This window comes from Sphingobium sufflavum (genome assembly GCF_021403115.1).
Lineage (GTDB): Bacteria > Pseudomonadota > Alphaproteobacteria > Sphingomonadales > Sphingomonadaceae > Sphingobium > Sphingobium sufflavum.
Genome location: NZ_JAJSSH010000011.1, coordinates 1 through 17448 on the forward strand (window position 1 = coordinate 1; position 17448 = coordinate 17448).

17 protein-coding genes are annotated in these 17448 nt (G+C 65.0%); 10 read left to right on the forward strand and 7 right to left on the reverse strand.

Annotation, left to right across the window (positions count from 1 at the left end; genetic code table 11):
• The first annotated feature begins 154 nt into the window (after positions 1-154).
• Positions 155-562: a BLUF domain-containing protein gene (locus tag LWE61_RS15530; protein ID WP_234151568.1), complete on the forward strand. Its 408-nt coding sequence runs from the start codon at positions 155-157 to the stop codon at positions 560-562.
• A gap of 695 nt (positions 563-1257) precedes the next feature.
• Here LWE61_RS15530 and LWE61_RS15535 read toward each other — a convergent pair.
• A complete protein-coding gene (locus LWE61_RS15535; protein ID WP_234151569.1) occupies positions 1258-1473 on the reverse strand; it encodes a hypothetical protein in 216 nt (71 codons plus the stop codon).
• A 312-nt stretch (positions 1474-1785) separates the two neighbouring features.
• On the opposite strand from LWE61_RS15535, the gene ettA reads away from it, so the two are divergent.
• Positions 1786-3465 (forward strand): energy-dependent translational throttle protein EttA, encoded by a 1680-nt coding sequence (ettA, locus tag LWE61_RS15540; RefSeq protein ID WP_234151570.1) that lies wholly within the window; start codon positions 1786-1788, stop codon positions 3463-3465.
• 135 nt (positions 3466-3600) lie between these two features.
• Here the strand turns inward: ettA and LWE61_RS15545 are convergent, their stop codons facing one another.
• The 3 genes from LWE61_RS15545 to LWE61_RS15555 form a co-directional block, all read right to left on the reverse strand.
• The gene (locus LWE61_RS15545; RefSeq protein ID WP_234151571.1) at positions 3601-4266 is read right to left on the reverse strand and encodes a hypothetical protein; all 666 of its coding nucleotides are present in this window, start codon (positions 4264-4266) and stop codon (positions 3601-3603) included.
• An 82-nt stretch (positions 4267-4348) separates the two neighbouring features.
• Positions 4349-4789: a gamma-glutamylcyclotransferase family protein gene (locus LWE61_RS15550; RefSeq protein ID WP_234151572.1), complete on the reverse strand. Its 441-nt coding sequence runs from the start codon at positions 4787-4789 to the stop codon at positions 4349-4351.
• The gene (locus tag LWE61_RS15555; protein ID WP_234151573.1) at positions 4786-5424 is read right to left on the reverse strand and encodes a carbonic anhydrase; all 639 of its coding nucleotides are present in this window, start codon (positions 5422-5424) and stop codon (positions 4786-4788) included. Before LWE61_RS15555 ends, LWE61_RS15550 begins: the two co-directional genes overlap by 4 nt.
• A 65-nt stretch (positions 5425-5489) precedes the next feature.
• Between LWE61_RS15555 and lipA the strand changes: the two genes are divergently transcribed.
• Both lipA and LWE61_RS15565 read left to right on the forward strand, forming a co-directional pair.
• Entirely contained in the window at positions 5490-6461 is a 972-nt protein-coding gene (gene lipA / locus LWE61_RS15560) for a lipoyl synthase (protein ID WP_234151574.1), read from the forward strand.
• A complete protein-coding gene (locus tag LWE61_RS15565) occupies positions 6448-6891 on the forward strand; it encodes a type II toxin-antitoxin system RatA family toxin (protein ID WP_234151575.1) in 444 nt (147 codons plus the stop codon). The genes lipA and LWE61_RS15565 overlap by 14 nt, the downstream gene beginning before the upstream one ends.
• 164 nt (positions 6892-7055) lie before the next feature.
• Here the strand turns inward: LWE61_RS15565 and LWE61_RS15570 are convergent, their stop codons facing one another.
• The 3 genes from LWE61_RS15570 to LWE61_RS15580 are packed head-to-tail and all read right to left on the reverse strand — an operon-like array spanning position 7056 to position 9324.
• Positions 7056-7568, reverse strand: a complete 513-nt coding sequence (locus LWE61_RS15570) for a CinA family protein (RefSeq protein ID WP_234151576.1) — start codon at positions 7566-7568, stop codon at positions 7056-7058.
• A gap of 5 nt (positions 7569-7573) precedes the next feature.
• Positions 7574-8119, reverse strand: a complete 546-nt coding sequence (locus LWE61_RS15575) for a hypothetical protein (RefSeq protein ID WP_234151577.1) — start codon at positions 8117-8119, stop codon at positions 7574-7576.
• The gene (locus LWE61_RS15580; protein WP_407696249.1) at positions 8116-9324 is read right to left on the reverse strand and encodes a bifunctional 2-C-methyl-D-erythritol 4-phosphate cytidylyltransferase/2-C-methyl-D-erythritol 2,4-cyclodiphosphate synthase; all 1209 of its coding nucleotides are present in this window, start codon (positions 9322-9324) and stop codon (positions 8116-8118) included. The genes LWE61_RS15575 and LWE61_RS15580 overlap by 4 nt, the downstream gene beginning before the upstream one ends.
• Before the next feature lie 83 nt (positions 9325-9407).
• Here LWE61_RS15580 and dusB point away from each other — a divergent pair, with 83 nt between their 5' ends.
• The 6 genes from dusB (at position 9408) to hfq (ending at position 17439) form a co-directional block, all read left to right on the forward strand.
• Positions 9408-10406 (forward strand): tRNA dihydrouridine synthase DusB, encoded by a 999-nt coding sequence (dusB, locus tag LWE61_RS15585; RefSeq protein ID WP_234151578.1) that lies wholly within the window; start codon positions 9408-9410, stop codon positions 10404-10406.
• Positions 10403-11527 (forward strand): two-component system sensor histidine kinase NtrB, encoded by a 1125-nt coding sequence (locus LWE61_RS15590; protein WP_234151579.1) that lies wholly within the window; start codon positions 10403-10405, stop codon positions 11525-11527. Before dusB ends, LWE61_RS15590 begins: the two co-directional genes overlap by 4 nt.
• Positions 11524-12990 (forward strand): nitrogen regulation protein NR(I), encoded by a 1467-nt coding sequence (gene ntrC, locus LWE61_RS15595; protein ID WP_234151580.1) that lies wholly within the window; start codon positions 11524-11526, stop codon positions 12988-12990. Before LWE61_RS15590 ends, ntrC begins: the two co-directional genes overlap by 4 nt.
• Before the next feature lie 231 nt (positions 12991-13221).
• Positions 13222-15417: a sensor histidine kinase gene (locus LWE61_RS15600; protein ID WP_407696251.1), complete on the forward strand. Its 2196-nt coding sequence runs from the start codon at positions 13222-13224 to the stop codon at positions 15415-15417.
• Positions 15407-16780, forward strand: a complete 1374-nt coding sequence (gene ntrX / locus LWE61_RS15605) for a nitrogen assimilation response regulator NtrX (protein ID WP_234151582.1) — start codon at positions 15407-15409, stop codon at positions 16778-16780. The genes LWE61_RS15600 and ntrX overlap by 11 nt, the downstream gene beginning before the upstream one ends.
• Before the next feature lie 167 nt (positions 16781-16947).
• Positions 16948-17439 (forward strand): RNA chaperone Hfq, encoded by a 492-nt coding sequence (gene hfq / locus LWE61_RS15610; RefSeq protein WP_234151583.1) that lies wholly within the window; start codon positions 16948-16950, stop codon positions 17437-17439.
• Positions 17440-17448: the final 9 nt, after the last annotated feature.

Consider the following 17448-nt stretch of genomic DNA (forward strand, 5'->3'; position numbering starts at 1 on the left):
CGCCTGCCTCAGCTTCCCGCAGAACCCCGATAATCTGCTCTTCCGTAAACCGTATCCGCTTCATCAGTCCGTCCTTCCATGGGCCGGACTCTAATCGTATCTGGAGGAAAATCAGGGGGTCAGGTCACAGGAGCCACGGTCCCGGAGATCCTTGATGAAGCGTCTTCTCTATATCAGTACGGCTCGCTCGCCCCTACGCCCATCCGAGTTGGATGCCCTGCTGACTAGATCGCGCAAGGCGAATGCTGCTGCGGACGTGACAGGCTTGCTGGTGGTCGGCGGCCGTCGCTTTCTTCAGGTTCTCGAAGGCCCCGAGCAGGCTGTCACCGCTACCTACGAGCGGATTACGCGTGACCCGCGTCATTTTGCATTGGTCAAACTGCACGACAAAGAGGTCGCGACGAGGTCATTTCCATCGTGGGCCATGGGATTTGAGCAAGGCGGAGTAGCAGTGGCGTCGGCGTCGCTGGAGGAACAGGTAAATGCCATCGTAGCGCCGATTGCCGATCCTACGCTACGCGCCTATTTTACCGGCTTCGCCAAAACCCACACTTCGGCATAGGCGACTGTCGGCTTACCGGGCGCCGCTGTTGCTGGTCGAATGTCGGGAGATGGCGCGAAGCGGTCATCGCGAAAGCTCGTCCGGGCCTTCATCCATCTGATCTCTCCATCAGAGCCCCATTTGACTGTGCCCGGAAATGTGCTTGCGAATGTGCCATCCACTGTGCAAAATGCGGCCAGTCGCGGTGGTTCGCATGGCGGCAGGCCCGGTTTTCTGCGGTTTTTGGCTGGCAGGAAATAATGACTTGGGGATCCTGTCTCCCCGACCACTTTCCTTTTGATGATGAGCAAGACGCGGTCGCCGTCCATGCACGGCCTGTGTGCGTCGCTATCCTGAAAGTGATGCGCTGCGAGCGCCGTTCAGCGTTCAGGATCGAAGCCATAGTTCGGTGGGGTTGCGTAGAATAGGGCGATCCGCCGCTCGTCAGGCTATGTGGTGCCATGCATGGGCAAAATGGCAGCGGCATCAGCCGCAAGGCGCATCGGTAAGCCGCAAGACGCGTCCGTACAGCGCATCCGCTAAATCACTGGCTTAGTCCATGTCTCGAAATGGGACAGTTTTCCCCTGGGCCATGGTCGCTTTCCTGCTTCAGACGGGCCGGTTCAACCTGTGTTCAGGTGGAATGGCGGACAGGAAAAAGGGCGATCCCACACGAAGCGGGATCGCCCTGAATTCTTGCACCAAAGGCGCGCAGATTAGTGCGCGTTGGTGACGTTCGCAGCAGCGTTCTCGGTCGCGTTGGCGGCGTTCGAGAGGTTCGAAGCAGCGTTGTCGAGCGCGTTCGCAGCGTTCTCGGTCTCGTTGATGACGACCTCGTTGGCAGCGTTGTTCGTCTCCGCAGCGGGCTTCTCACCGCACGCAGCGAGGGCCAGCAGGCCGGTCGCGGCGAAAACAACAGCGATCTTCTTCATCTTGTAGGCTCCCATAGCAACAACCCCGCACATGGGAGAACCCATGCACGAGAGGCCCCAAATAACGACTGCATCGGTCAAATCAACGCTTTTTTATCAACTGAATGGGTCAGCATTTCCTCGGCGGACCGTTGTCCCTGCGCGACGGATCGTTTCGGCTCCACGGAAACGCTGGACGGGAGGTGGTTTTGCGCCCCTGTTCACGCCCCGGTTTGCGTTGCGCGCGACGCTCGTTTAGAAGCCGCGCCATACCGGCCGCCGCCCCTGGGCGCGGCCCGTTCGAACAGCTATTCTGACCGGAGTCGAGACCCAATGGCGGTGCAGTATTCCTTTGTGATGAAAGGTCTGACCAAGACCTTTCCCGGCGCCAACAAGCCGGTGTTCAATAATATCCATCTTCAGTTCCTGCCGGGTACGAAGATCGCCGTCATCGGCGTGAACGGCGCGGGTAAATCGACCCTGATGAAGGTCATTGCCGGCATGGATACCGATTTTCAGGGCGAGGCATGGGCCGCCGAGGGCCTGCGCGTCGGCTATCTGGCGCAGGAGCCGCAGCTCGACAACACGAAGACGGTGATCGAGAATGTGAAGGACGGCGTGCGCCCCGTCGCCGATCTGGTCGACCGCTTCAACGAGATCAGCGCGATCATGGGCGACCCGCCGGAAGATGTGGATTTCGACGCGCTGATGACCGAGATGGGCGAGCTTCAGGAGAAGATCGACGCCGTCGATGGCTGGACGCTCGACAATCAGCTGGAGATCGCCATGGAGGCGCTGCGCTGCCCGCCGGGCGACTGGGGCGTAGAGAGCCTGTCCGGCGGTGAAAAGCGCCGTATCGCGCTGTGCCGCCTGCTGCTGGAAAAGCCGGACATCCTGCTGCTCGACGAACCAACCAACCATCTCGACGCGGAAAGCGTGCAGTGGCTGGAACAGCATCTCATCAACTACACCGGCAACGTCATCCTCGTGACCCATGACCGCTACTTCCTCGACAATGTCGTGGGTTGGGTGCTGGAACTGGATCGCGGCCGGGGCATCCCGTACGAAGGCAATTATTCCGCCTGGCTGGAAGCCAAGGGCAAGCGGATGGAGCTGGAAGAGCGCGAGGAAGCGGGCCGCCAGAAGGCGATCAAGGAAGAGCTGGAGTGGATTCGCCAGTCGCCCAAGGCACGCCAGACCAAGTCCAAGGCGCGTATCCGGGCGTTCGACGAACTGGTCGAGAAGCAGGAAAATCGCGCGCCCGGCAAGGCCCAGATCGTCATCCAGACGCCCAAACGCCTCGGCGGGCAGGTGATCGAGGCGCATGGCCTGTCGAAAAGCTATGGCGACAAGCTGTTGTTCGAGAATCTCGAATTCCTGCTGCCGCCGGGCGGCATCGTCGGCGTGATCGGGCCGAACGGCGCGGGTAAGTCCACGCTGTTCAAGCTCATCACAGGGCAGGAGCAGCCGGACGAGGGCAGCATCAAGGTCGGTGACACGGTCCAGCTTGGCTATGTCGACCAGAGCCGCGATTCGCTCGACCCCAACCATAATGTCTGGGAGGAAATCTCCGGCGGTCATGACCTGATGACCATCGGCAAGCATGAGATCCAGACGCGGGCCTATGTCGGCGCCTTCAACTTCAAGGGACCGGACCAGCAGAAGAAGGTCGGCCAGCTATCAGGCGGTGAACGCAACCGCGTCCACCTCGCCAAGATGCTGAAGCAGGGCGGCAACGTGCTGCTGCTCGACGAACCGACCAACGACCTCGACGTCGAGACGCTGCGCGCGCTGGAGGATGCTCTGGAGAATTTCGCGGGTTGCGCCGTGGTCATCAGCCATGACCGCTTCTTCCTCGATCGCCTCGCGACGCACATCCTCGCCTTTGAGGGCGACAGCCATGTCGAATGGTTCGAAGGCAATTTCGAGGCGTATGAAGAGGATAAGCGCCGCCGTCTGGGCGATGCCGCCGACCGTCCGACGCGACTTGCCTACAAGAAGCTGACCCGCTGATTCGGCGGGCGGGGCAGGGGAGAGACATCCCCGGCCCAACCCATGGACATTGAAAAAGGCCGCCCGGTGGATGCCGGGCGGCCTTTTCATATCCGGGGCGCTTCCGGTTGGTTGGTCGTGGTTAGTTGGCCGCAGTTAGTTAGCGAGGTTCGCCTGCGTCGTGACCGTGGTGGTCGTGGTTTCGGCGGCGCGGACGGGCGTGCTGCTGGTGCTGCGACGCACGACCTTCTTCTTCGCCGCGGGCTTGGCGGTGGTGGAGACGGACACGCGCGGCGTCGTCACCTTCTCGGTCGTGACGGTGGTCGTGGTCGCCTGTGCGGCCTGCGACGCCCTCAACCGGGCCGCTTCGGCGGCGGAGGCAGCGGCGGCCTGCTCGGCATTGGCGGCGCGCGAGGTGGCGTCCTGTGCGCGGGCGCTGGCGTCTGCCGCCTGCTGGCGGGCGAGGTCGGCCGAAAGCTCTGCATCAGCCTTGGCGGAAGCCGCCGCTGTCTTGCGCTTCTGCGTCTCACCGATGGTCACGTCGGCGATCTGGGAGGCGCGGGTGGCGGTGGCGATGGCCTCCTCCTTGCGACCGGCGGCGAGATGCTCCTCCGCCGTTTTCAGCGTGGCGCGGGCCTCCGCCTGTTCGGCTGGCAATTCGGTGGTGGCGCCTGCGGCGTCGGCGGCGCCGATCTTGCCCTTGGCTTCCGCGATCGCCGCACGGGCGCGATCGGCTTTGCCCGCGCCGATGGCCGGACTGCCGAGCGCAAGGGCCAGCGCCGACAGCGCGAGGACGGGGGCGAACAGGGTTGGGTGACGCATGGGAAACTCCTCAAATCATGATAACCGCTCGGCGGCATCAAACGCGCCCAAAGACGGGGCGGTTCCGACTTGAGGAAAATCGTTACCCAGCCGATGGGCCGTGGCCGGGATGCGCGGGCCGGTTGGTCCAGTCGCCGGACGGGATGGCCCGCGACGGGTGGATCGGGAAATTATAGGTGTAGATCCAGGCGCTTACCCGCCCCTCTGTGATGACCGGGAGGCGCAGATATTCGGAGTCGTCGGGGCTGGCCGGATCATATAATTCAAAGGCGTCGAGCAGGGCGAGAACATCCGCGTCGCGCGGCATCAGCAGTTCTCCGACGATCCAGCCGGTGCCTTGCAAGGGAGCGGTTGGCAAGAGAGCGCCGGGATAATCGCCAAGGTCGTACAGCGTTCCCGCAACCCGGTCCGGGCCGATCCTGTCGACCCGCCCGGAGAGGTTCAGTTCGTCGAACCCTGGCTGTCCCGGTCGCAATGTCCCATAGACGAAGACCGGCAGCGGCCCCGCGTCGTCGCCCGTCACGCGGGAGCGAACTGGCCCGTTTCCTCGTCGAGGATATTGAGCAGGCCGTCCGCGATGGCGAAACGCGTGCCGATCAGCCGCAAGGTGCCCGCCGCTTCCTTCTCCTGCACGCAGGGGAAGGTGCGCAGGTTGGCGAGGCTGACCTTCACCGCCTCCTGCTCCATCGCGCGCAGGGCGTCGCGTCCCTGATCCTCGCCATGGGTCGCAACCACGGTTTCACGCGCGCCGTCCAGCATCTCGATCCAGTTGGCGATGAAGCCGCCCCGGCCCGGAGGAGCATCGCGCAATTCCTGCGTCAGCGCGGCCTTGCACCCGCCGCACAGGCCATGGCCCATCACGACGATCTCATCGACCTTCAGCACCTGCACCGCAAATTCCAGCGCGGCGGACACGCCATGATGGCCGGGCGTCGTCTCGAACGGGGGGACCAGAGCCGCCACGTTGCGCACGACGAAAATCTCACCGGGATTGGTGTCGAAAATCTGGGCCGGGTCGACTCGGCTGTCGGAACAGGCGATGATGAGAACGCGCGGGCTTTGTCCTTCGGCCAGTTCGTCCCATCGGTCCCGCTGGGCGACCCAGGCGTTGGAGCGGAAACGGGCATAGCCGGTGAGCATGTCGGAGAAGCGTGTCATACCATTGCCAATGCCCGATCATCTGCGGACTGGCAAGAAGCCGCCATCATCGCTATTTGCGCTATATGACTCAGCCGCCCCAGAACGCCGCCCCCGAAATGGCCCCGCAGATCACCACCGTCCAGCGTCCGCGCAAGCCGGACTGGATCAGGGTCAAGGCGCCCGCCGGATCGGCCTTTGCCGAAACCAAGCGGCTGATGCGGGAGAAGGGACTGGCGACCGTCTGCGAGGAGGCGGCCTGCCCCAATATCGGCGAATGCTGGACCAAGAAGCATGCGACCGTCATGATCCTGGGCGACACCTGCACCCGCGCCTGTGCCTTTTGCAACGTCAAGACCGGTATGCCGCGCGCGGTGGACGCGATGGAGCCGCAGCACACCGCCGACGCCTGTGCCGAAATGGGACTGGAGCATATCGTCATCACCTCCGTCGACCGGGACGACCTGCCCGATGGCGGCGCCGGCCAGTTCGTGAAGGTGATCGAGGCGCTGCGTCGCACCACGCCCAACACCACCATCGAAATCCTGACCCCCGATTTCCGCAACAAGCATGAGCGGGCGGTGGAGATGATCGTCGCGGCCCGGCCCGACGTGTACAACCATAATCTGGAAACGGTGCCCCGCCTCTATCCCACCATCCGTCCCGGCGCACGCTATTATGCGTCACTGCGCCTGCTGGAGATGGTCAAGCGGCTCGACCCGTCGATTTTCACCAAGTCCGGCGTCATGCTGGGCCTGGGCGAGCAGCGGCTGGAGATCCATCAAGTGATGGACGACATGCGCTGCGCCGACATCGACTTCCTGACGATGGGCCAATATCTCCAGCCGACGCCGAAACATGCGAAGGTGATCGAGTTCATCCCGCCGGACGGGTTCAAGGCCTATGCCGCCGTTGCGCGCGCCAAGGGCTTCCTCCAGGTCGCGGCCAGCCCGCTGACCCGGTCCAGCTATCATGCGGGCGACGACTTCGCTCAGATGCGGGCGGCGCGCGAGGCGAAACTGGCGAAGCAGGTGATGGCCAAGCATGCCACGGCATGAGGAGACGCGGCATCTGCCCTATTCGCCGGAGCAGATGTATGATCTGGTTGCCGATGTCGCCGCCTATCCGCAGTTCCTGCCCTGGGTAAGCGCGATGCGCCTCCGTTCGGACAGTCCGACGGAGACGGTCGCGGATATGATCGTCGGCTTCAAGGGGCTACGCGAGACGTTCACGTCGCGGGTGCGCAAGGTGCGACCCGATTCGGTGCATGTCGATTATGTCGACGGGCCGCTCAAGCATCTCTCCAACGACTGGCATTTCCGCAGCGACGGGGCGGGGGGCGTGCTGGTCGACTTCACCGTCGACTTCGCGTTCAAGAACCGGATGTTCGAGATGCTGGCCGGGCAGATGTTCGACAAGGCGCTGCGCAAGATGATCGGCGCGTTCGAGACGCGGGCGGCGGCGCTCTATGGCGAGCCGGCGGCGTAGGGGAACGGCCCGGTCTTGGCGGAACATTCCCTGTCATCCGCGCTGTACGTCATCCCGGACTTGATCCGGGATCACGCTACCTCTTCAACCGCGTGGCTTGAGGAAGGGTCAAACCCCGGATCACATCCGTGGCGACAGGATGAGGCCATAATTTTTCAGTACCCTCAGTCCGCTTGTTCGGGCAGCAACAGTTCCAGCGCGCACAGCGCCGCCTGAAGCCGCACCCCGGCGCGGCCATTATCGTCGAACAATTTCTGCTGGGCGATCACCTTGTCCGGGTCTTCGCCGCGCACGGCGCGGGCAAAGACGACGGTGCCCACCGGCTTGGCCTCTGATCCGCCCCCCGGCCCGGCGACGCCGGTGATGGAGACGGCGACATCCGCCTCCGACTTGTGCAGCGCCCCCTGCGCCATGGCCCAGGCGGTGGCGATGGACACCGCGCCGAAGGTGCTCAGCACATCCTCGTTCACGCCCAGCGCGCTCATCTTCGCCTCGTTGGAGTAGGTGACGAAGCCGATCTCCACCACGTCCGACGATCCCGGAATTTCGGTGAGGGCGGCGGCAACCAGACCGCCGGTGCAGCTTTCAGCCACGGCGATGCGGCGGCCGATGGCGGCATTTTCCTCAACCACTCGTCGGGCGAGCGTCACGAGGTTCAGCGGCAAAATCGTATCCATGGGGTTCACTTGCCTTCTTCACCATCGCACAGCCGAAAGGATGACGGGCGAGCCGCCCCCGTCTTGCCGGGGCTATTGCCCGCCCGCAGCAACATGCCAATCAGTTTAGCCATATTTTGCGGCGGAAGGGGAGCGGTCAATTCCACGACCGTGTCGACCGTGGTGCAATCCCTGGGCTTCAAATTGCCGCCGATCGCCTCCGCGATACCTATACCCAGCAGATCCCGCAGTGTCCCGTCCTGCATAGTCTTCATCTGTGCGGCTTTGATCCCGGTCATCTTGCCGAAAGCGTGGCGCGCGGTGGGCAGGGCGGGCGCCGCGGCCTGCCTGTAGCGTGCGATCAGATCGCCCCGGTTGCGGGTCAGATAGCCGGTGGCGGGCAGGCTGGTCGCGCAGGCGGCGCCCAACTGGTCGATGATGTCGGGCAGGGCGTATTGCACCAGTGCCTCCGCCTCTGCGTCCGTCATGCACGCGCCCTGGGTTGCCGCTATCGCGGCACAGGGCGTGAGCGCCAGCATCAGCACCATGGCAGCCGTTCGAACCTGTTTCATCCCTCAGCCCCCAGCAGCACGGTGGCGACGGCCTGCGCGGCTATGCCTTCGCGGCGGCCGGTGAAGCCCAGCCCTTCGGTCGTGGTCGCCTTGACGCTCACCCGGTCGGGGGCGATCGCCAGTATCTCCGCCAGCCGGGCGCGCATGGCGTCGCGGTGCGGGCCGACCTTGGGCGCCTCGCAGATGATGGTGACATCGACATGGGTGATGCGTCCCCCACGTGCCGCGACGCGATCCCGCGCGAACTCAAGAAATTGCCAGGACGCCGCGCCGCGCCATCGCTCGTCGCTGGGCGGGAAATGCTGGCCGATGTCGCCCTCCGCCAGCGCGCCGAGGATCGCGTCGACCAGCGCATGGATGGCCACATCGGCATCGCTATGCCCGGACAGGCCATGGCTGTGGGCGATTTCCACCCCGCACAGCCACAGCGGCTTGCCCTCCACCAGCCGGTGAACGTCATAGCCGGTGCCGGTGCGGATATCCGGCAGGCCGTCGATACCGTTCAGCGCGGCGATACGGGCGAAATCATCGGCCATGGTGATCTTCTCCAGCCGCTGGTCGCCCTCGACCAGCCGCACATCATGCCCGATGGCGCGGACCATCTGGGCGTCGTCGGTTGCGGCGGACCCTGCGGGCCAGCGATCATGCGCGGCGAGCAGGGCATCGAAGCGGAACGCCTGCGGTGTCTGCACGCGATAGAGGGCGTCGCGCGGCACTACGTCGACGGCGATCCCGTCCGCCCCGCGCACCAGCGTATCGGCGACCGGCAGCACCGGCATGGCGGCGACGGCCCCATCCGCCAGCGCCGCGACGAGCCTGTCCCACACCACATCCGGCACGAAAGGCCGGGCGCTGTCATGCACCATGATATGAGAGGGGGGCGAGGGCAGGGCGGCGGAATGATCCAGCGCGCGCCGCACCGACTCCTGCCGCGTCGCGCCGCCGGTGATGAAGGTCAGGGAGGCGGGAGGCGCGCCGATGGCCTGCTCCGCCTCTTCGCGGGCATCCGCGCCGACGACGACAATGATCCGCTCCGCCCGCGCCAGCGACCGCACGGCATGGGCCAGCACGCTCTGCGGCCCCAGCGTGCGATATTGCTTGGCAACGCCGCCGCCCGCCCGCTCGCCCTTGCCGGCGGCCAGCAGGATGGCGGTCAGCCCTGTGATGGTCGTGGTCGTGGTGATGGTCGTGCCCATGTTCGCCATGGCGCGCCCTTAACCGAGGCCATGCTTGTCGGCCAGCGCCTTTCGCGCTAAAGGGCTGCCTGTTTTTTAGGCAGTTTTGAACCATGGCGCGTCTTTCTCCCATCTCCATCGGTCCGGTAACCATTGCCGAACCCGTCATACTGGCGCCGATGACCGGCGTGACCGACCTGCCGTTTCGCAAGATGGTGCGGCGCTACGGCTCCGGCCTGAACGTGACGGAGATGATCGCGTCGCCCGCCGCGATCCGCGAGACGCGCCAGTCAATCCAGAAGGCGGCATGGGATCCGGTGGAGGAGCCGGTGTCGATGCAGCTCGTCGGCTGCGCACCGCACGAGATGGCGGAGGCGGCCAAGCTGTCCGAGCAGAAGGGCGCGGCGATCATCGACATCAACATGGGCTGCCCGGTGCGCAAGGTGACAAGCGGCGACGCCGGCTCCGCCCTGATGCGCGACCTGCCGCTGGCCGCCAGCCTCATCAAGGCGACGGTGGAGGCGGTGTCCGTGCCGGTGACGGTCAAGATGCGGATGGGCTGGTGCCATGACAGCCTGAACGCCCCGGAACTGGCCCATATCGCGGAGGATCTGGGCGCGAAGCTCATCACCGTCCATGGCCGCACCCGTAACCAGATGTACAAGGGGTCCGCCGACTGGGCCTTTGTGCGCGGGGTCAAGGATGCGGTGACACTGCCCGTCATCGTCAACGGCGACATCTGCACCGTCGAGGATGTCGACACCGCGCTGGAGCAGAGCGGGGCGGACGGCGTGATGATCGGCCGGGGCGCCTATGGCAAACCATGGCTGCTGGGGCAGGTGATGCACTATCTCGCGACCGGACAGCGCCGGGAAGACCCCGACCTGGAGGAGCAATATCATCTGATCGTCGAACATTATCGCGCCATGCTGGAGCTTTATGGCGAGACGGTCGGCGTCAACATGGCCCGCAAGCATATCGGCTGGTACACCAAGGGGCTGAACGGGTCGGCGGAGTTTCGCAACAAGGTCAACTTCGTGCCCGATTCCGCCGAGGTGCTGGACATGCTGGCCCGCTTCTACGACCCTTTCCTGTCGCGCGCGGCGGCGTGAGCCAAGCCGGCGGACCGGGCGTGGCCCGTCTGGTGTCGGGCGAGGGGGTGAGCGTGCGGGACGGCTTTTCCTCCCACCCGGTCGCCACTCTCATCATCGACGATGGCGACCTGATCGTATCCGCCAACCCGCGCGCGGAGAGCCTGCTCAACATGGCGCGTTCCGCATTGATCGGCAGCCGGTTGACCGACGTTCTGCGGCTGGACGATCCCGCGATGGACCCCAGCTTCTGGCACACGGACAAGCCGCTGTCGGCCTATGACGTGCGCCTCTATGCCGGGCGGTCCGACGCGGTGGAGATGGACATCCTCATCAATCCGCTGTCCGATGCGCCCGGCTGGCGGGTGCTGGCCATGCATATCCACAGCCAGAGCCACGCCATCGGCTTTCGCCGCGCGCCCAGCGGGGCCATGTCCGCGATGGGCGCGGCCGCGATGCTGGCGCATGAGATCAAGAACCCGCTGTCCGGCATCCGGGGTGCGGCGCAACTTATCCAGGGCGAACTGGCGGAGGGCAATCACCAGCTCACCGGCCTGATCGTGGCGGAGGTGGACCGCATCGCCTCCCTGATCGACCGGATGCAGGGCTTCACGACGGAGCAGCAACAGCAGGCGGTGACGCAGAATATCTATCCCCTGCTGGACCGCGCGGTCGATGTGGCGCTGGCCGGGTTCGGGAGCGGGGTTCGGCTCGACCGACAGTATGATCCGTCGCTGCCCGACGCGCTGGTCGATGCCGACCGGCTGGTGCAGGTGATGATAAACCTGCTCAAAAATGCGGTGGAGGCGGTGCAGGACACGCCCGGCGCGCGCGTCGTCGTCACCACGGCATTCAAGCATGGCTTTTCCATCATGCGCTCCGGCTCACGCGCGCCCGTCACCCTGCCGATCGAAATTCAGGTGATGGATAACGGCCCCGGCGTGAAGGAAAATATCCGCGACGTCCTGTTCAACCCCTTCATCACCACCAAGCGGACAGGGCAGGGCCTTGGGCTGGCGCTGGTCGACAAGCTGGTGCGGGACATGGGCGGATTGGTTCAATATGAGCGGATCAACGACAAGGGCAAGGGGAAGGCGATGACCGTGTTCCGCCTGTTGTTGCCCAAGGGAGCGAATGGATGACGGCGATGAGCGGACGGCGGATTCTGGTCGTCGATGACGATCAGGCGGTATGCGTCGTCATTGCGGAGGCGCTGAAGCGGCAGGGCTATATGGTCAAGACCGTCGGCTCCATCGCGGAACGGCGGGCGCAGATCGTGGATTTCCAGCCCGAACTGCTCATCAGCGACGTCATGCTGCCCGATGGCGACGGGCTGGAGGATATAGCCGCGATCATTGCGGAGCATCCGGCCCTGCGCGTCATCATCCTGTCGGCGCAGAACACGCTGGACACGGCGGTGCGGGCGACGGCGCAGGGGGCGTTCGAATATCTGCCCAAGCCGTTCGACCTCAACGACCTGGGCCAGGCGGTCGATGCCGCCCTGCGCCACAGCCTGGGCCATGCGCTGTCGGATCAGGCGGGCGACCGGCCGACCGACGACCTGCCCCTGATCGGCCGCTCCGCCGCCATGCAAGAGGTGTATCGCACCATCGCGCGCGTGATCTCCAACGACCTGTCGATCCTTGTGCTGGGCGAGTCGGGCACCGGCAAGGAACTGGTGGCGGAGGCGATCCATAATCTGGGCACGCGCCGCGAACGTCCCTTCGTCGCGATCAACATGGGTGCGATCCCGCGCGAACTGATCGAGGCGGAACTGTTCGGCTATGAGAAGGGGGCCTTCACCGGCGCGGCGACCCGCACGGCGGGCAAGTTCGAACAGGCGCAGGGCGGCACGCTCTTCCTCGACGAAATCGGCGACATGCCGATGGAGGCGCAGACCCGGCTGCTGCGTGTGCTGCAATCGGGGGAGGTGACGACGGTGGGCGGCACCCGGCCGATCCGGGTCGATGTCCGCATCATCGCGGCGACCAATCAGGATCTGCCCGCGTTGCTGACCGAGGGGCGGTTCCGCGAAGACCTCTATTACCGCCTCAACGTCGTGCCTATCCATCTGCCGTCGCTGCGGGACCGGTCGGACGATGTGCCGCTGCTGGCCCGCCATTTCCTCGATCAGGCGGTGGCGGACGGTCTGCCACGCAAGGCGCTGTCCGACGATGCGACCGCGTTGCTGCGCCTGTATAGCTGGCCGGGTAATGTGCGGGAGCTGAAGAACCTGATGCAGCGATTGACCGTGCTGGCGCGCGAGACGGTGATCGGGCCGGAACTGCTGCGGCAGGTGCTGTCGGTCGACAATCTGTCCGAACCGCGCGCAACGGCGGTGGAGGATAGCCTGCGGGAGGCAGTGCGCCGCTGGACGCGCGAACATCTGACCATCGGCGCGAGCAAGAGCCAGACCAACATGTACGACCTGATGCTGGACTGCGTGGAGCCGGTGTTGCTGGCCGAAACGCTGGCGGCGGTGGACGGCAACCAGATCAAGGCGGCGGCGATGCTGGGCATCAACCGCAACACGCTGCGCAAAAAGCTGACCGTCTATGACATCGACCCGGTGCAGCGCCCCAATCGCGGCTGGGCGCCCAACTGATCCCGACAAGTTGATCGCAGCGATCCGGTCGCGGCCCCCCGAACGCGCCAAAGGAACGACCGGAGACCGCCGGACACGCTATGATGCACATTTGCCGCGACCGGATGTGTAATGAAATCGGCATTTTGGCTTGTGTCTGATGCCATGCGTGATAATTATGCAACGATGATCGTTGACGGCGACCGGGACACAGATTCCGCCTTCCTCCACCGCATCCCGGTGCTTCGCCGGATGAATGGCGCGCGGCTCGTGCTGGCGGCAGAGGTGGGGACGTTCCTCGCGCTCGTCACCACGGCGTCCCTGACCTATTGGCTGATCGCGGGGCAGCATAGCAGCGACAAGCTGCTGACTCCGCCGATCGTGGCGCTCCTCCTTGTCGTCAACCTCGTGCCCGCGATCACCACGCTGGTGCTGATCGGACGGCGCATCGCAAAGCGGCGCGCGGCGGCCAGCCTCGTCGGCGGCGACGGGCGGTTGCATGTGCGGCTGGTGGCGATGTTCTCCATCATCGCCAGCGTGCCGACGCTGATGGTGGTGATCTTCGCCTCGCTGCTGTTCCAATATGGCGTGCAATTCTGGTTCTCCGAAAACGCCCGGTCCCTGCTCCAGAACGCCAGCGATCTGGCGCGCGGCTATTATCAGCAGAATTTGCGCGAAGTGGGGGACGAGACCGTCACCATGGCGGGCGACCTGCGCGATTATCTGACCCAGTCCAAGATCAGCAGTCCAACCTTTGCGGAAGGCTATATCTATCAGGTCGTCACGCGAAAACTGAACGGGTCGTCGATCATCGAGATCGGCAAGGACGGGGTGATGCGTACCGCCGCCACGGTGGAGGATGTCCGCCCGCCCGGCGACCTCATCACGCCTGCGATGGTCGAGCGGCTGCGGCGCGGCGAAACCGTGGTGGTGCAGGCCAAGCCGCGCCTGATCGAGGCCGTCACCCTGCTCTATCCCGGCTCCAACATCTTCCTCTACGCCAACCGTGATGCGGAGGCGCCCGCCTTCAGCCAGATGGAGCGGGCGCAGACGGTGCTGGCCGATTATGACATCTTCGCTAAACAGTCGCGCCAGTTGCAGCTCCGCTTCAACGTTGCGCTGTTCGGCGGGACGCTGGCGCTGGTCGGCTTTGCGGTGTGGGTCGCGCTGGCGGTGGCGGACCGGGTGGTCAGCCCGGTGGGCGAACTGGTGGACGCGGCGCGGCGGGTGACGGCGGGCGACCTGTCCACCCGCGTCGCCGGTCCCCATGCCCCGGACGAGATCGGCACATTGTCCAGCGCGTTCAACCGGATGACGCAGAGGCTGGAGGCGCAGACCGGCGCGCTGGTCAACGCCAACAGCCTGCTGGACGGTCGCCGCGCCTTCATCGAGGCGGTGCTGACCGGCGTCACGGCGGGAGTCGTCTCCGTCGACCAGTCGGGCATCGTCAAGCTTATCAACAGTTCCGCGCGCGCCATCCTGCTGCCCGACGGCAGCGAGCCGGAGGAGCGACCGCTCGCCGAAATTTCGCCCGACCTGGCGGAGGTGCTGGCCAGCGGCAGCAATGGCGACATCATCCAGGTCCGCTCCGGCTCGGAAATCCGTACGCTGGCGGTGAAGGTCGCGGCGGATGTGTCCGGCCATATCCTGACCTTCGACGACATCACCCAGCAATTGCTGGATCAGCGGCGCGCGGCATGGTCCGACGTGGCCCGGCGCATCGCGCATGAGATCAAGAACCCGCTGACCCCGATCCAGCTCGCCGCCGAGCGCCTCCAGCGCCGCTACGCCAAGGAGATCAACGCGGAGAGCGACAATGGCACCTTCACCCGCCTGACCCAGACGATCGTCCGGCAGGTGGGCGACCTGCGGCGCATCGTGGATGAATTCTCCTCCTTCGCGCGGATGCCCAAGCCGGTGTTCCGGGTGGAGGCGATGGACGACATCGCCCGCCATGCGCTGTTCCTGCACGAGGTCGCGCATCCCGAAATCCGCTTCGCCTTCGACATGGAGGGGGAGGATGGCGATATGGTGTGCGATCGCCGCCAGATCGGCCAGGCGCTCACCAATGTCGTCAAGAATGCGGTGGAGGCGATCGAGCAATGCCAGCGCGAGCCGGTGGACGGCGTCACCGGCCATGTCGGCATGGCGCTGTCGCGCAGCGACGGGGCGCTGACGATCACCATCACCGATGACGGCGTCGGCCTGCCGGACGAGCGCAACCGCATCATCGAACCCTATATGACCACCCGCGCCAAGGGCACGGGGCTGGGCCTCGCCATCGTCAAGAAGATCGTGGAGGAGCATCAGGGCGCGATCCGGTTCGAGGACGCGCAGGGCGGCGGCGCCCGCGTCATCATCCAGTTCGACACCCATCGCCTCGCGCGGCTTGCCGATGGCGACAACAGTAATTTTGAGAGAGGTTTGGAAACCGCCGATGGCGCTTGATGTACTCATCGTGGACGACGAAGCCGATATTCGGGAACTGGTTGCCGGCGTGCTGGAGGACGAGGGGTTCGACACCCGCACCGCCGCCAACAGCGACGATGCGCTGGAAGCATTGGACGCGCGGCGGCCGTCGCTGGTGCTGCTCGACGTGTGGTTGCAGGGGTCGAAGCTCGACGGGCTGGAACTGCTGGACGAGATCAAGCGGCGGGATGCGACGCTGCCCGTCCTCATCATCTCCGGCCATGGCAATATCGACACCGCTGTCGCCGCCATCCGCAAGGGCGCGGCCGACTTCATCGAAAAGCCGTTCGAGGCCGACCGCCTGCTCCACCTCGTCGCCCGCGCGACGGAGACGGAGCGGCTGCGGCGCGAGAACCAGCAGTTGCGCGAACGGGTGGGTCGCGACGATGAACTGACCGGCACCAGCACCGCGATCAATCAGGTGCGGGCCACGATCAAGAAGGTGGCGGGCACCGGCAGCCGCGTCCTCATCACCGGCCCGGCGGGCGTGGGCAAGGAAGTGGCCGCCCGCATGTTGCATAGCTGGTCCACGCGCGCCGATGCACCCTTCCTGGTGCTGGCCTGCGCCTGCATGGACCCGAACCGGGTCGAGGAGGAATTGTTCGGCGTAGAGGATGGCGCGGGGTCTGCGCGCCCCGGCCTGCTGGAGCAGGCGCATGGCGGCACCCTCTATCTGGACGAAGTGGCGGACATGCCGCTGACGACGCAGGCCAAGATATTGCGCGTGTTGACCGAACAGAGCTTCACCCGGATCGGCGGGCAGCGGCAGGTGAAGGTCGATGTCCGCATCATCTCCTCCACCGCGCGCGAACTGAAGGGGGAGATTGACCGGGGCACCTTCCGTGAAGATCTCTATTATCGTCTCAACGTCGTGCCGCTGGCCATCCCGCCGCTGGCGGGGCGGCGTGACGATATTCCGCCGCTGGTCGAGCATTTCCTCGCCCGCCTCGCCGCGGATCGGCGCATCGCGGCACCGGAAGTCGCCGCCAACGCCATGGCCGCGTTGCAGGCGGACCAGTGGCCGGGCAACGTCCGCCAGCTCCGCAACCTGATCGAGCGCACGATGATCCTCGCCCCCGCCGATCGAATCGCGCGGATCGAGATCGACATGCTGCCGGTCGAGGGCGGCGCGGATGCGGAGCGGGACGGGCTGGTCAGCGGCGAGATCATGGGCGCCCCCCTGCGCGAGGCGCGCGAGAGTTTCGAGCGGGAATATCTGCGCGTCCAGATCAAGCGGTTTTCGGGCAATATTTCCCGCACCGCCAGCTTCATCGGCATGGAACGCTCCGCCCTGCATCGCAAGTTGAAGCTGCTGGGACTGACCGACGACAAGGAGGGCTGAACTCCGCCGCATTGCGCCATGCAATTTTGTGCAACGCACACGGGGAGAGGTAGATTTCGGTTTGCCTTTCCCCTATCCATAGGGCGAGCCGGGTTGATCCGGACATGCAGATCCCCGGATGAACGGGGCAATCGCGAGCTACGACTCGCCAATAATGGAGCGTTGAAATGGCCGACAAGATCAACAATCTCCAGGATGTGTTCCTCAACACCCTGCGCAAGACCAAGACGCCCGTTACCATGTTCCTCGTCAAGGGGGTGAAGCTACAGGGAATTATCACCTGGTTCGATAATTTCTCCGTGCTGCTGCGCCGCGACGGACAGACGCAGCTCGTCTACAAACACGCCATTTCCACCGTCATGCCCGCGCATCCCGTGGACCTGAGCGCGGTTCGCAAGACGTTCGAGGCGAATGATCGCAAGCCCCGCCTGTTGCAGGAAATCTTCCTGAGTGCGGTGCACAATTCGAACGAGCCTGTCACTATGTTCCTCGTGAACGGCGTGATGCTCCAGGGCGATATCGCCGCCTTCGACCTGTTCTGCATGCTGCTTCAGCGCGACGGTCTGGTCCAGCTTGTCTACAAGCATGCGATTTCGACAGTGCAACCGCTCCACGCGCTCGACTTGTCGGGTGAGAACGACGACGATGACGACGATTGACCGTCGCTG

What these genes read in the sequence shown, in the direction of transcription:
- LWE61_RS15530 (WP_234151568.1), top strand. Translation starts at nt 155, where the DNA reads ATGAAGCGTCTTCTCTATATCAGTACGGCTCGCTCGCCCCTACGCCCA.
- LWE61_RS15535 (WP_234151569.1), bottom strand. Translation starts at nt 1,473, where the DNA reads ATGAAGAAGATCGCTGTTGTTTTCGCCGCGACCGGCCTGCTGGCCCTC.
- ettA (WP_234151570.1), top strand. Translation starts at nt 1,786, where the DNA reads ATGGCGGTGCAGTATTCCTTTGTGATGAAAGGTCTGACCAAGACCTTT.
- LWE61_RS15545 (WP_234151571.1), bottom strand. Translation starts at nt 4,266, where the DNA reads ATGCGTCACCCAACCCTGTTCGCCCCCGTCCTCGCGCTGTCGGCGCTG.
- LWE61_RS15555 (WP_234151573.1), bottom strand. Translation starts at nt 5,424, where the DNA reads ATGACACGCTTCTCCGACATGCTCACCGGCTATGCCCGTTTCCGCTCC.
- lipA (WP_234151574.1), top strand. Translation starts at nt 5,490, where the DNA reads ATGACTCAGCCGCCCCAGAACGCCGCCCCCGAAATGGCCCCGCAGATC.
- LWE61_RS15565 (WP_234151575.1), top strand. Translation starts at nt 6,448, where the DNA reads ATGCCACGGCATGAGGAGACGCGGCATCTGCCCTATTCGCCGGAGCAG.
- LWE61_RS15570 (WP_234151576.1), bottom strand. Translation starts at nt 7,568, where the DNA reads ATGGATACGATTTTGCCGCTGAACCTCGTGACGCTCGCCCGACGAGTG.
- LWE61_RS15575 (WP_234151577.1), bottom strand. Translation starts at nt 8,119, where the DNA reads ATGAAACAGGTTCGAACGGCTGCCATGGTGCTGATGCTGGCGCTCACG.
- LWE61_RS15580 (WP_407696249.1), bottom strand. Translation starts at nt 9,324, where the DNA reads ATGGCGAACATGGGCACGACCATCACCACGACCACGACCATCACAGGG.
- dusB (WP_234151578.1), top strand. Translation starts at nt 9,408, where the DNA reads ATGGCGCGTCTTTCTCCCATCTCCATCGGTCCGGTAACCATTGCCGAA.
- ntrC (WP_234151580.1), top strand. Translation starts at nt 11,524, where the DNA reads ATGACGGCGATGAGCGGACGGCGGATTCTGGTCGTCGATGACGATCAG.
- LWE61_RS15600 (WP_407696251.1), top strand. Translation starts at nt 13,222, where the DNA reads ATGAATGGCGCGCGGCTCGTGCTGGCGGCAGAGGTGGGGACGTTCCTC.
- ntrX (WP_234151582.1), top strand. Translation starts at nt 15,407, where the DNA reads ATGGCGCTTGATGTACTCATCGTGGACGACGAAGCCGATATTCGGGAA.
- hfq (WP_234151583.1), top strand. Translation starts at nt 16,948, where the DNA reads ATGGCCGACAAGATCAACAATCTCCAGGATGTGTTCCTCAACACCCTG.